This is a genomic window from Chloroherpetonaceae bacterium (assembly GCA_033763895.1).
Taxonomy (GTDB): domain Bacteria; phylum Bacteroidota; class Chlorobiia; order Chlorobiales; family Thermochlorobacteraceae; genus JANRJQ01.
This window is the reverse complement of the sequence record JANRJQ010000004.1, coordinates 738,689-752,850: the sequence shown is the minus strand read 5'-3', so window position 1 is coordinate 752,850 and position 14,162 is coordinate 738,689. Positions and strand designations below refer to the sequence as shown.

Sequence of the window (14,162 nt, the reverse complement as noted above, 5' to 3'; positions counted from 1 at the left end):
AAGAATGAATGAATCGATGATGAATCAAGTTGCTGCAAAGTTTCACGCCAAGTTTGGAAAGCCGCCGGAATTTATTGCGCGAGCACCCGGAAGAGTAAACTTGATAGGGGAACATACCGACTATAACAACGGGTTTGTGATGCCAATGGCACTCAGCAACGCCGTCTGGATTGCTTGCCGAAGAGTATCATACCCAATCATAACCTTTTATTCCACCTACTTCGATGAAACCAAAGGCTTTTCACTCAAAAATATTTTCAAAGAAACACATTCGTGGCTTGAATATGCCAAAGGCGCTGCGTGGGCGTTGCTTTCCGGAGAAGATGGAAAAATCTCACATGTGCCAAAAAGCGGACTTGAATGTTTGATTGATACCGATTTACCGATGTCCGCCGGGCTTTCTTCCTCCGCAGCACTTGAAGTAGCATTGGCAAGAGCTTTTACAGAGGCCTTTCAATTGGTGTGGGAGCCGACTCATGCAGCACGCTTAATGCAAAAGGCCGAAAATGAATGGATTGGGATGCGCTGCGGTATTATGGATATGCTCATTTCCACCTCGGCACAAAAAGGAAGTGCACTCCTCATTGACTGCCAAGATTTTTCGATGCGCCCCGCACCACTTCCAAGCGGTACAAGCATCATCATTTTAGATACCGGAACAAGGCGGGCACTTTCGGAATCGCGATATAACACAAGGCGAGAAGAGTGTGAAGCCGCCGCAAAAGCCCTTCAGCTTAGCTCTTTACGAGATGCCACCTTTGAAATGATAGAGCAAAAGAAGCTCAAGAGTGAATTAAAAAAACGTGCTATTCATGTTGTTTCTGAAAATCTCCGTGTTCTCAAGGCGGAAGAAGCGATGAAACAAAACGACCCAAAGTGCTTAGGTAAATTGTGGATAGAGAGTCATCAGTCTCTAAAGAATGATTTCGAAGTTTCGGCAGAAGTGCTCGATACAATGGTAAAGCTTGCTTCAGAAGATGAGGCGTGTTATGGTGCACGAATGACTGGTGCAGGATTCGGCGGCTGTGCCGTTGCGCTTGTGCAAAGTGAAGCAGCTGAAACATTTTGTAAGAAACTAAAAGTGAGATACGAAAGGGCAATGCCTGTCACCTGCACTATTTTTGAGGCAAAGTCGGAATGCGGGGCAGAATTATTTCAACACAATACATTGGCATTATGAAAAAAAATATCCAAAAATTTACCCGAAGCCTTATTCTTCTTGCCGTCGTTGGATTCTGTGTATGCTTCGCACCGGTGAATGAAGTCATTGGGCAGGAAACAGCGATTCCAAAAGTGAAACTTTTGGGTGAATTAGGGACATTCAAATCGCGGATTGAATCGCGCGAGATTGAAAGAGGAATCGTTGATTTCAATCTTACCCTAACATCAGCACGAATGGATACACTTCCCGCCGGACTGACACTCGCCTTTAAATTTCCCATCGTTGATATCCAAAGCAATTGGCATCCTTCAATGCTCTTTACACGGCATTTGCGAATTACTTGGCAGGAAGGATTTTTTTCGAATGTCACACACAACGCGCCGCTGATGATTGCGCTCAATGCCGAAGGGAAATCGCGCGTGGCCTTTGCGTGTAGCGATGCCGAAACGCCCATAACCGTAAGAATGGGTGTGGACGAAGAAACCTCGTCGCTGGAGTGCAAGGCCGAACTCTTTTGGCTAAAAACAGAACCGTGCTCTACATACAGCGTCACGCTAAGAGTCGATACAAGGATTCTTCCCTACTCGCAAGTGCTTACAGATTTTTCATTGTGGTATAGCACGATGTATAAACCACTCCCGACTCCCGATGTTGGCCGTCAACCGATGTATTCTTCGTGGTACTCTTTTCATAAAGCTTTGAATGAGGATACGCTTCTTGTACAGTGCAAAATTGCGAAAAGCTTTGGCTGCGATGCAGTGATAATCGACGACGGATGGCAAACCGACGATCCAAAAAGTATCTATGAAGATTGTGGCGATTGGGAAGTCAATCCAAAAATTTTCCCAAACTTTAAGAAAACCGTCGATTCCATTCACACCCTTGGGCTCAAAGCGCTTTTGTGGTATGCCGTTCCATTTGCCGGTGTAAGAAGTAAGGCGGCAAAAACTTTCAAAGATAAAATGCTTTATACTGATTGGGGACTGCGAACGCATGTGCTTGATGTCCGCTACCCCGAAGTGAGAAACCATATTGCTTCGCGGATTGAAGCCGGCGTGAGAGACTTTGGTCTTGATGGCGTTAAGCTTGATTTTATTGATATGCTGCGCTCGCCATCAGCCACGCAAAATGAAACGATGAACGGACGTGATGTTATATCCGTTGAAGTTGCAACAGCCAAGTTAATGGCCGATATCATTGCTCGCCTTAAAGCCATCAACCCCGAAATTCTCATCGAATTCCGCCAATCCTACATTTCTCCGCCAATGCGCCAATACGGCAATCTCTTCCGCGCCGGTGATTGCGCGAATGACGCGCTCGAAAACAGACTTCGCACCCTCGATATTCGCTTGCTTTCCGGCTCTACTACGGTTCATAGCGATATGATTACTTGGAATACCAATGAACCCGTTGAAATCGCTGCGCAGCAAATTTTGGCAGTGCTTTTTAGCGTACCTCAACTTTCAAACCGTTTTGAAAAAATTCCTCAAAATCATCTTAAGATGATTCAGCATTGGATGACATTTTGGAAAGAAAACCGTGCTCTGCTTTTGGATGGAAAACTTACGCCACTTCACCCCGAATTAAATTATCCGGTGGTTTCTTCAGAAAAGGGGGGAGAAATTCTCACAGCGGTTTATGCGCCGCTCATACTAAAAGCGCCGTTCGAACAAAAGGAAATAAAGCGTTGGAAAGTCATAAATGCCACCCATCAAACAAAACTCACGGTTCAGTGCCAAAAGAATTGCGGGAATCGGTCAATTGAAATTCGGGACTGTTTCGGAGCGGTGGTTGCAAAAAGAAAAATAAATTTTAAAGTGGGCGTACATGAAATTGAAATTCCACGCTCAGGCTATGTAACTTTCTATTAAGCTGTAAAATGAAAACACATTGGGGAATTGATTTAGGCGGCACAAAAATCGAAGGGGTGGTTCTTGAAGAGGGCAATATTCAAAAGCCATTGTTTCGTTCGCGAATTCCAACAGAGGCCGATAAAGGCTACGAGCATATTGTGGGGAGAATTGAAGCAATGGTTCGCGAGATGCAGAAATCTACGGGGCTGAAAATTCCCGAATCAATTGGGATAGGAACTCCCGGCACTTTTGATCCTTTCATCAACGCAATGAAGAATTGCAATACCACAGCGCTGAATGGGAAAAATCTTCCTCACGATTTAGGGGCGAGGCTTTCGAGTAAAGTCATTGTCGCCAACGATGCCAATTGTTTTGCCTTAGCAGAGGCACTCTATGGCGCAGGGCGCGGAGCGGAGGTGGTATTCGGTGTCATAATGGGTACGGGAGTTGGCGGTGGAATTGTGGTGAACGGAAAAGTTTTGAACGGAGCGCAAGGCATTGCCGGAGAATGGGGCCATAATGTGCTTGATGCAAATGGCGAAATGTGTTACAGCGGAATCAAAGGTTGTGTGGAAAGTTTTATTTCTGGCCCTGCGCTTGAAAAATATTTTTTCACACAAAGTGGTGAAAGGCGCAGCCTAAAAGAGATTGTTGATTCTCGTAAGCACAACCCACTTGCCGAAGAAACGCTTCAAAGGCTTCATCATTATTTTGGCCGAGCCCTTGCAAGCATCATCAATCTGCTCGACCCCAATGTGATTGTGCTCGGCGGTGGCGTTGGCAATATCGATTCGCTTTATATCGAAGGAATTGAAGAAGTGAAAAAATATGTCTTCAATCACCGGTTTGATACGGTCATCAAGAAGCCTGAACTGGGCGATAGTGCAGGGGTTTTCGGGGCAGCGTTTCTATCATAAAAAATATCATTTTGAAAATTGAAGGTAAAAACTTAAACTTGAACGCAATAATTGAAACGATTAAATTAACTGATTAAATGACTTCACAATTGAATTCATAAGTCAGTTCAGTCGTTTGCAACAAGACCATTAAAAACCTTTGGGATAATCATTTTGCCTAAAGGAAAGTATCCAATAACTCAAACATATACGACAATGAGTAAAAGAGCGTTACTGCTTCTTATGCTGGTTTTTATTGCCTCAGGTTCAGCCTATGCTCAAATCCCCACCGGAGGATTGAGATTCTGGCTTCGGGCAAGTGACATTACCGGTGCCAATGGCGATTCTATCGGCACTTGGCCCGACAACTCCGGGAACGGGCGCGCAGCCTCTTCTACCGGTAGCTTTAGACCTACCCTTGTAACCAATGCCATCAATGGACTGCCAACCGTTCGCTTTAATGGCGACGGCGGTACGACAAAAAATCAACCGTTAATGGTTGTGCAAGATTCAACCGTTGGAACAGTGAATGTTTTTATTGTTTTAGCCCACCAACGAGATCCTTTAGTAGCCGACCCGGGTCAAGCAGTTGATGTTGTAATGGCGGGCAAAACCGACTTCCCATCACGCGGCTTTGGGTTTTCAACTTATAATACTTTTGCGAACCGAGGGAACCGTGAAATTCGTCGTGAAGGTGGAATCAATGAAGGAACAGATGGAAATGTCACCATTCGTAAAAACGGCTTTGCTATATCAGCTACCCTAAATCTTGGCGAATATGCAATTATTCAATACGATGCAAATGGCTTTAGCAATACTGGTGGAAGCGGTTTCCCGTTTGTACTCGGAGCTCTTAGAGATTCTTTGAGAGCAGGTAAAAACGACATTGCGGAAGTGATCGTTTATAACCGCTCTCTTACAACCGAAGAACGCGAGCAAGTTGAAAATTACCTCAGCGGTAGATACGATATCCCGATTTCTCTTCCTGCCGTTGCTACAAATCAAATTCCAACAACAGGCTTGCAAGTTTGGCTAAGACCGGAAGAATTGGGTAACAGTGGATTCAATCGTGGTGATGCAGTCACCACTTGGATCGATGTATCAGGAAAAGGTCGAACAGCAAAATCAACAGGTTCTGCGAGCCCAACACTTTTCAACGGTGCAGTGAATGGTTATCCTTCAGTTCGCTTTGACGGTGTGAATGATACGATGGGTTTTGCTTTGCCAACCTCCGGTGCCATTACTGCATTTGCCGTAGCGGCAAGTCGGGCGGCAAACCTTGCTAATCCTAATGTTTTGATGGCTTCAACGGCTGATGTCCAAGGAACAACCAACGGGTTTGGAATGTGGCTTTCAGGCGGCGGAAATCGACAGTTACTTGCTGCCGGAACAGGCGGTACAGCTGCAACACTTCGAAAGAATGGTACAGGAACATTATCCTTAAATCAAAATGAGTTTGCAATTGCAACCTATACAGGAACGGTTACAAATTCTGCAGGAAGCGGTGTAAGAACTCGTCTTGCTTCGGCTCTAAATGGTACTGGAGCGGGTGAGGTAGAAATTGCTGAGGTGCTAGTTTACAATAGAATTTTAACACAGCAAGAAATCGAAACCGTCGAAAGATACTTAAGCTTAAAATTTAACATCGGTGTTCCAGCTAATGTGGCGCAAACAGCATTGGTTCTCGATGACTTCAGCGTATCTGATACAACGCTCAACGGATGGACGGTTGGTATTCCTGCAGGTGATCAACCTTTCCGTGATCGTTATACCCTTGCGTGGCAAACAGACTTAGGCCAACCCGCCCTTAAAGTGGGTGTTTCAGGAAGCATCGGTGTCAATGGACTTCCGCAAGGTCGCCGTCGCTTACCCGGTGATTTAGCAGATACTCTTGGTGGTGGTGGAGATTCTTTCTGGAAAACGATTAAAGCCAATGCAAATGATACCACCTCGGTCAATTTAAGCCGAGCAAAAGTAATTCACGTTTGGGCGAGAACTGAAACTGAAAACTTGAATGCGTTTGGACGCGATATCGCTCCGACACTTCGGGTTGTTTTGCGCGATACATCTTTACGCGCTACAAATGGTGGCCGCCGTTTTAGCAATGAAATTGCACGCGAAGCAACTTTGATTGCCGATGGCAAATACCGCGAGTACATCTTTGATTTTAACAACAATTTTGTTGGTCTGAATTATGATGATGTCTTCGGGTTTGGGGCCACAGCAGTTTATTCGGTTGATAGCACTCAAATCGACCAAGTCATTATGACCGTGAACCCCGGACTCATTTATGGAATGACTTTCCGTCATAATTTTGACGATACCGATAGAGAAGCACGTGTTGTTGGAAACCGTGGCCCTGATAATGTTGGTGGTGATTATGTACCGGTCTATACCACAAGCGCTCCAAGATTCCGAGGGGATATCTTTATTCGAAAGATTGAAGCCAACGATAGTCCGTTGCCAACTTCACCTAAATCAACCGCAACCAGTCCGACCGTCGCTGCTGGTGAAGCCGGTGAAGGTGCCTATGTATTAGGTAATACCGGCGCTTTTATCGAAATCCAAAGAAATGGAACATCAAGCGGAACCATTACAACGACACGTGGCGTCAATGCAACGGTTGACACTGTGGATGTAATCGATACTGTTGGTTTCGGAAATGTGTACCGTATCAATGACGGCGATGCAGCTCCGCATATCGTAATTCCGGGAAGAATTTGGACAATCAATCAAACCGGTTTAGGTGCAGAAACACGCTTCGATATTTCACTCGATGTTTCTGGATTAACAAACATTCCGCGTCCGCAAAATCTTTATATCGCAAGAAGAGCCAATAGCTCCGTTTCGCGATGGACTCCAGTTAGCACTTATCGTTCAGGGAATTTCTTGAAAGCATTCAACTTGTCTGCAGCTGAGTTAGGACAGTTTGGTATTGCAACTAAAACCAATCGCAACCCGACCGCTGCGCTCTTGAATACGCCAAGAAAAGAAGCTGGTCGTCCAACCGGTTATGAACTCGCTCAAAACTATCCGAATCCATTCAATCCGGCAACAACCATTCGTTACTCTGTTCCGAGTGTTGAGAATGTCAGCCTAAAGATTTATGATGTTCTGGGTCGCGAAGTCGCAACACTTGTAAATACACGGCAAACTGCTGGTAACTATTCGGTTACATTTAATGCAGCAAATCTTTCAAGTGGTGTTTACTTCTATCGCTTACAAACCGGTTCGTTCTCTACGACCCGCAAAATGATGCTTATCAAATAAGTATTTTTTGACTCCGATGATGAAATCCGTCCGGCGGTTACTTGCCGGACGGATTTTTTTTTACCAAAAGGCCTGAAACATTTAAGATGATGAGAAGATTCCTTTCATTTGCGTCCTTCTTAATTCTTTGTTTTGTTTTTCAATTTCACCTTAGGGCTCAAGACAAAGGGAATGCTGAATTTGTAAATCCACGAGTTGGGAACAGCGGTCACGGACATACCTTTCCGGGTGCTACAACCCCTTTTGGAATGGTTCAACTTAGCCCTGATCAATTTATCGAAGGATGGGATTGGTGTTCCGGCTATCATTACTCAGATTCAATCATCATTGGATTTAGCCACACACATTTCTCCGGCACCGGCATCGGTGAAATGGGCGATATTTCCTTAATGCCGTTTACAGATTCCCTCAAATTATCCTATGCTAAACGCGCCAATTGGCATGATGGCTATGGTTCAAGGTTTACTCATGAAGACGAAATTGTTGAAGCCGGCTACTACAAAGTTTTTCTAAAAGATCACCAAGTTCAAGTTGAACTGACCGCGTCACCGCGCAGCGGGTTTCATCGATACACATTCCCAAAAAATAAAAAGCCGTTTATCGCATTGAATCTCCTACACGGTATCGGATGGGATTTTGCAACAAACGCCTCTATAAAAAAAATTAATGACAGTACACTGATTGGCTTTCGATATTCGTCAGGATGGGCAAAAGACCAACGCGTATTTTTTGCTGCAACATTTTCTAAGAAACCGATAACAATAGTTTTTACCACCGATTCACTCATTTCACCAAACCTTACGCAATATGAAAATCCAAAAGCACGAGCGATTCTGAGCTATCCTGAGGGAACGGGCGAAATATTGGTCAAAGTTGGAATTTCTGCTGTAAGCGAAGAAGGGGCTTTACAGAACTTAAAAGAAGAAATTCCACATTGGAAATTCGATAAAACCAAAGAAGAAGCTGTGTCGCTTTGGCGAAACGCGCTGAGTAATATTACTATCGAAGCGAATGATCAAACCAAGAATGTTTTTTATACCGCGCTTTATCATGCAATGATTGCGCCGTCGCTCTATCAAGATACTGATGGCAGGTATCGCGGCTCCGAAAGAAATGAAAAGAAAATTCATCTTGCTAAAGGGTTTACGAATTACACCGTCTTTTCATTATGGGATACCTACCGAGCGTGGCATCCGCTTGCTACCCTGCTTTTCCCTCAAAAAGTCAACGATTATCTCGAATCCTTTTATGCTCAGTATCAAGAATACGGCGAACTTCCGGTATGGTCTTTGATGTCAAACGAATCCTATGTGATGATTGGCTATCATGCAATTCCGGTCGTTGCAGAAGCTTATAAAAAGGGATTTATCCAAAAAAAGGATGCACTTCGATTTTACAAGGCGATGCGTCATAGCGCCACACGCGATGAATCGGGCATCAATGCCTATCGCAAATGGGGGTTTATGCCGATTGGCGTTCAAAATGAAACGGTTTCCAAAACATTGGAATATGCTTACGACGATTGGTGCATTTATGATATGGCGCAATCACTCGGAATTAAGGATGATATCACGGAATTCCGAAATCGCGCGCTAAGTTATACGCGCCTCTTCGACCCCGCGACAGGTTTTATGCGAGCCAAAGATTCGCTCGGAAATTGGCGCACACCTTTTGACCCGTTTAATGCCGATCACCGCGCCGGCGATTTCACCGAAGGAAATGCGTGGCAGTATAGCTGGTCGGTTCAACACGATCCGGCAGGACTTATTCGATTAATGGGTGGGAATGAAAAGTTTATTGCTAAGCTGGATTCACTTTTTACGCTTGAGCGGAAAATGGGAAGCGAAGCCCCGCCTGATGTCTCAGGTCTAATCGGCCAATATGCACACGGTAATGAGCCAAGCCATCATGTTGCCTATTTGTATTCTTATGCAGGCGCACCCGAAAAAACAGCCGAAAGAGTCAGGCAAATTATGCAAGAGCTTTATCATGATGGGGTCGATGGGCTTTGTGGAAATGATGACGTCGGCCAACTTTCAGCGTGGTACATTTGGAGTGCCTTAGGTCTTTATCCCGTCAATCCCGCTTCAGGGCACTATGTCTTTGGCTCCCCGGTGATTAAAAGAGCCACCATTTCTCTTCAAAACGGAAAAAAACTCTTGATTGATGTCAAAAATAATTCGTCGGAAAATCGGTTCATCCAGAGCATCACCCGCGATGGAAAACCGCTTAACCGTGTATGGATTTCTCATCAAGAGTTGATAGCGACATCTACACTTACGATTACGATGGGCGAAAAACCCCATCCCACTTGGGGTAGAGCAAAAGAATCTGCTCCTCCTTCAATGAGTTTTCGACCGCTGAAATGAAACGAGAAAGAATGAGGCAGAAGATTCAAGGAGTTTGCCTATTCGCACTTCTCCTTACTGTTAGCCTACTGCTAAAAGCAGGGTTTAATTTCCTTTTCGCTCAATCGAAAATTTCCAAGGTGAATCCATTTATTGGAACAGATGGAGGCGGCAATGTTCATCCGGGGGCAACGGTCCCTTGGGGAATGATCGCGCTAACTCCAAGAACCGAAGAGCGAGGTTGGGGAAATATGGGTTACAGGAAAGAGAATAAATTCATACTCGGTTTTGTCCACAATCAAGTGAGTGGTGTGGGTTCGGGAGAATATGGAAATTTTCTTTTGATGCCGGCTCGAGGCGCAACTGAACTCGTGCGAGACAAAGAATATTCATCGCGTGAAAGCGAGGTGGCAAGCCCCGGATATTACAAGGTGTTTCTGACGAAACCAAAGGTTACGGTAGAACTTACAGCAAATGAATCAATTGGGTATCATCGATATACCTTTGACGATTCATCAAGTGATACACTGAAAATCATTTTCAATGCTTCGGAGGCCTCTCATCCACAAACGGTTTCAAGCGCAGAAAGTGAATATGACCCAAAACGAAATGAACTGAGATGTACGGCCGTCTATACAGGTGGATTCGGGGAACTCCCGTCCGATTTCCGCGCATACTTTGTTGCATCCTTTTCTGAAAAACCTGTAGCAGTTCATTATTGGAAAAATGGCGGCATAATCACATCCAACAATGAACCAAATCGGAGTGAAAGCAATGAAGAATCGGGCATTGTGGTGTCATTTCTGCCAAAAAAGAATCGGAAATCAATTGAGGTGATTGCTTCTGTTTCCTATCTCAATTTCGAAAGCGCTAAGAAAAAAATTGATGACACAAAGCGAAAAAAACAGTCTTTTGATCAAACAAGAAAATCAGCCGAATTGACTTGGGAAAGTTACTTAAATAGAATTTCGATTGAAGGGGCAACAAAAGAAACAGAAACAATTTTCTACACCGCGCTTTATCATTCACTCTTGATGCCAACGCGGCTCAATGAATGGGAAAAGGATAAAGCCGGTACCTTCAAAAAAACACACGCCTATACAAATTACTTTGCAATATGGGATATTTATCGAACCCTCTCTCCGTTTCTTAGTCTCATTTTACCAAGTATTCAACGAGATATGTTGAATGCATTAATTGATATTGGAAATCAATATGGGTGGCTTCCAGACGGCTTTACCGGAAATGCATTCACGCCAATGCAAGGGGGAACCAATGCAGATGTGCTATTTGCGGACGCCGCTGTGAAAGATTTGCCCGGGGTTCGGTATGAAGAAGCGTTTCAATTGGTTTTGAAAAACGGGTTTATTCCGGGAGATGAACCGAACCTGAAATCAACAAGAGCCTTTCGTGGCAAGCCTCGTCAGTATTTAGAATCAGGTTGGCTCGGCGCAGATGAAATGTGGCAATCGGTTAGTAAGTCGCTCGAGTTTGCTTATAACGACTTCGCACTTTGGTCATTTGGAAAAAAAATTAAAAAGGAAAGTGAAGTGGCATTTGCTTTTGAAAGAAGCCAAAAAATATTCGCGCTTTTTGATTCAACAACAGGATTTTTCCGTCCAAAAAATCGAAACGGAGAATGGGTTGAAAATTTTAAGCCAGAGTTTGTTTTTCCTGAAGGATTATTTTGGAGTGCTGAAGTTCACTATTATGAAGGCTCTGCGTGGCAGTATTTAGGATATGTTCCTCACGATCCGTATGGGCTTATTTCGAGGCTTGGTGGTGATCGTGCCTTTGTTGAAAAGTGGGATTTCTTTTTTAATCATCGCAGCAACCGCGATTATACCAAAGGCTACTTTTCAGTCTCTAACGAGCCCGATATGCTTGCACCTTTTCTTTATATCTACGCCAAGCGAGCAGATCGAACACAATTTTGGACGAATCTCATCTTACAAGAAAACTTCGATACCACAGCAGCCGGACTTCCCGGCAATGATGATAGCGGCACAACTTCTGCTTGGTTTCTATTTTCTTCGTTGGGGCTTTTCCCAGTCGCAGGTCAGCCGATTTACTTGCTTACTTCACCTCAATTTCAAAATGCCTCTCTTACACTTGAGAATGGAAAAAAATTAACGATTCGTTGCACAAACAAAACAAAGGAAAATATTTATATCAAAAGCCTTAAGCTTAATGGGAAATCCATTAACCGTGCTTGGCTCATGCATGATGAAATAAAGAACGGCGCAACGCTTGAATTTACCTTGAGTTCTATTCCAACAGATTTTGGCAACAGTGAATTGCCACCGAATCCTATTCATTAAACACAGGAATCAATATGAAAAAAACACTCGTACTATTTCTCATGTCAGCCCTTCTCTTTTCGGTGGGCTTCGCTCAAAATGCCAAAACGCCGGCAGAGCAGATTGCAAATGATAAAGTTATTTATCAAAAGATTGATTCCCTTCTTCGAATCATGACCATTGAAGAAAAGCTTGGGCAGTTAAATCAAGTCAATAGCGGGATTAGCGATCACAAAAAAGGTGCCTACTTAAGTCCCGACCTTGAGCCGATGATTCGTGAAGGAAAAGTCGGTTCGATCTTAAATATCTATGGCGTTGATGTCACTCGCAAAGCACAGGAATATGCGATGCAGTCTCGCCTTAAAATCCCCATTCTTTTTGGACTTGATGTGATTCACGGTTATCGAACAACTTTTCCAACACCACTCGCCGAAAGCTCTTCGTGGGATATGGCACTCTTGGAGGAATCAGCCCGAATTGCAGCGATTGAAGCTTCTGCCGCGGGTGTTCACTGGACCTTTGCGCCTATGGTCGATGTTGCCCGTGACCCACGCTGGGGCAGAATCATTGAAGGTGCAGGAGAAGATACTTACTTCGGAACGCTTGCTGCCGCCGCACGTGTAAAAGGCTTTCAAGGAGAAGATCTCAGTTTGAACAACACCATCTTGGCTTGCGCGAAGCACTTCGCGGCATACGGCGGTGCAGAAGGAGGACGAGATTATAACACCGTCGATATTTCTGAACGAACTCTTCACGAAACATATTTGCCACCGTTCAAAGCGGCAATTGATGCCGGTGTTTTGAGCTTTATGGCCAGCTTTAATGAAATTGCAGGAATGCCTTCAAGCGTTAATCGCAAGTTGATGACGGAAATTCTTCGCGAAAAATGGGGGTATAAAGGCTTTGTTGTCAGCGATTGGGGCTCAATCGGCGAAGTGAGAAATCACGGCATTTCGAAAAATGACGAAACCCTTGGGATTCTTGCACTCAATGCAGGGCTTGATATGGATATGGAAAGCAAGATTTTCATCAAGCTTGCCGGTGCAGTTCGAAGCGGAAAAATCAAAATGGAGGTTCTGGATGAAGCCGTACGCAGAAATTTATACATCAAATTTAAATTGGGTTTATTCGACGACCCGTTTCGCTATTGCAACAATGAACGGGAGAAGGCACTCGTCTTAAGTCCAAAGCATCGAGAAATTGCCCGAAAAGTCGCAGAGCGCTCAATTGTACTTTTAAAGAATGAAAACAATCTTTTACCGTTAAAGAGAGATACGAAACGTATTGCTGTTATCGGTTCGCTTGCAAATGCAAAGCGCGATATGCTGGGTGAGTGGGAAGTTGTCGGAAGACCGGAAGATGCGATAACAATTCTTGACGGTATTCGGGCAAAAGTTGATTCCAAAACAAAAGTCGTTTATGCAGAAGGTTGCACCGTCTCGCGTGACGAAAAAGTGGCATTATCAGATAAGGGGTTCAATGCTGCAATTCAAGCTGCGAAAAATTCGGATGTCGTGATTGCCGTGATGGGTGAAACCGCAGATATGAGCGGTGAGGCGCACAGCCGTAGCTCGCTTGATTTACCCGGGGTTCAATTAGAGTTGTTAAAAAAACTTGTAGAAACGGGAAAGCCAATTGTATTGGTTCTTTCAAACGGTCGTCCCATTTCATTAAACGGTGAAGCACTTAAAGTACCGGCAGTTCTTGAAACTTGGCAATTGGGTGTAGAAGCGGGAAATGCAATTGCCAATGTGCTTTTTGGCGATTATAACCCTAGCGGCAAATTGACCGTCACTGTGCCACGAAGCGCTGGGCAAATTCCCATTTTTTATAATCATAAAATCTCCGGAAGACCCATAGAACCAAAGAACCCAACAGACCGATACAAATCACGATATATTGATATTCCAAGCGATCCACTCTATCCTTTTGGTTATGGATTATCTTATACCACATTTGCATATCGAAATCTGAAATTGGATAAAAAATCAATGAAAGAAAATGACACATTGAAAGTGTCTATCGAAATTGAAAATACAGGTAAGCGAAACGGAGAAGAAATTGTTCAACTTTACATTAATGACTTTGAAGCTTCAGTGACAAGACCGGTGAAGGAATTGAAGTCGTTTCGAAAATTAACCTTGAGCCCCGGAGAAAAGAAAATCGTTGATTTTATGATAACCCGTAAAGATCTCGAATTTCTTTCAGCTTCGCTGACACCAATCGTTGAAAGTGGTAAATTTACGGTGATGGTTGGTAGAAACTCAACTGATGTTTTAGAGGAAAGTTTCGAGCTTGTGCCTTAAATTTCGAAATCAAATCAAGTAACGATT

At 44.1% G+C, this 14,162-nt stretch carries 7 protein-coding genes; all 7 read left to right on the top strand.

All coding sequences use genetic code 11. The features are described from left to right. The first annotated feature begins 4 nt into the window (after nt 1-4). The 7 genes from galK to bglX all read left to right on the top strand — a co-directional run bounded on the left by galK (nt 5) and on the right by bglX (nt 14,135). On the top strand, nt 5-1,180 hold the full coding sequence (galK, locus tag SFU91_03920) for a galactokinase (protein ID MDX2128163.1): 1,176 nt from the start codon (nt 5-7) through the stop codon (nt 1,178-1,180). After that, a complete protein-coding gene (locus SFU91_03915; protein ID MDX2128162.1) occupies nt 1,177-3,033 on the top strand; it encodes a glycoside hydrolase family 36 protein in 1,857 nt (618 codons plus the stop codon). The genes galK and SFU91_03915 overlap by 4 nt, the downstream gene beginning before the upstream one ends. Nucleotides 3,034-3,041: 8 nt before the next feature. Then, nucleotides 3,042-3,932 (top strand): ROK family protein, encoded by an 891-nt coding sequence (locus SFU91_03910; protein MDX2128161.1) that lies wholly within the window; start codon nt 3,042-3,044, stop codon nt 3,930-3,932. Between the two features lie 195 nt (nt 3,933-4,127). Next, on the top strand, nt 4,128-7,181 hold the full coding sequence (locus SFU91_03905; protein MDX2128160.1) for a T9SS type A sorting domain-containing protein: 3,054 nt from the start codon (nt 4,128-4,130) through the stop codon (nt 7,179-7,181). Nucleotides 7,182-7,267: 86 nt separating this feature from the next. Beyond that, nucleotides 7,268-9,550: a GH92 family glycosyl hydrolase gene (locus SFU91_03900; GenBank protein MDX2128159.1), complete on the top strand. Its 2,283-nt coding sequence runs from the start codon at nt 7,268-7,270 to the stop codon at nt 9,548-9,550. 11 nt (nt 9,551-9,561) lie between these two features. Then, on the top strand, nt 9,562-11,850 hold the full coding sequence (locus tag SFU91_03895) for a GH92 family glycosyl hydrolase (protein ID MDX2128158.1): 2,289 nt from the start codon (nt 9,562-9,564) through the stop codon (nt 11,848-11,850). Nucleotides 11,851-11,864: 14 nt separating this feature from the next. Next, a complete protein-coding gene (bglX, locus tag SFU91_03890) occupies nt 11,865-14,135 on the top strand; it encodes a beta-glucosidase BglX (protein MDX2128157.1) in 2,271 nt (756 codons plus the stop codon). The last annotated feature ends 27 nt before the right edge of the window (nt 14,136-14,162 follow it).

Bases quoted from the DNA above. Each gene is read 5' to 3' on its own strand.
- galK (MDX2128163.1), top strand. From the start codon at position 5: ATGAATGAATCGATGATGAATCAAGTTGCTGCAAAGTTTCACGCCAAG.
- SFU91_03915 (MDX2128162.1), top strand. From the start codon at position 1,177: ATGAAAAAAAATATCCAAAAATTTACCCGAAGCCTTATTCTTCTTGCC.
- SFU91_03910 (MDX2128161.1), top strand. From the start codon at position 3,042: ATGAAAACACATTGGGGAATTGATTTAGGCGGCACAAAAATCGAAGGG.
- SFU91_03905 (MDX2128160.1), top strand. From the start codon at position 4,128: ATGAGTAAAAGAGCGTTACTGCTTCTTATGCTGGTTTTTATTGCCTCA.
- SFU91_03900 (MDX2128159.1), top strand. From the start codon at position 7,268: ATGATGAGAAGATTCCTTTCATTTGCGTCCTTCTTAATTCTTTGTTTT.
- SFU91_03895 (MDX2128158.1), top strand. From the start codon at position 9,562: ATGAGGCAGAAGATTCAAGGAGTTTGCCTATTCGCACTTCTCCTTACT.
- bglX (MDX2128157.1), top strand. From the start codon at position 11,865: ATGAAAAAAACACTCGTACTATTTCTCATGTCAGCCCTTCTCTTTTCG.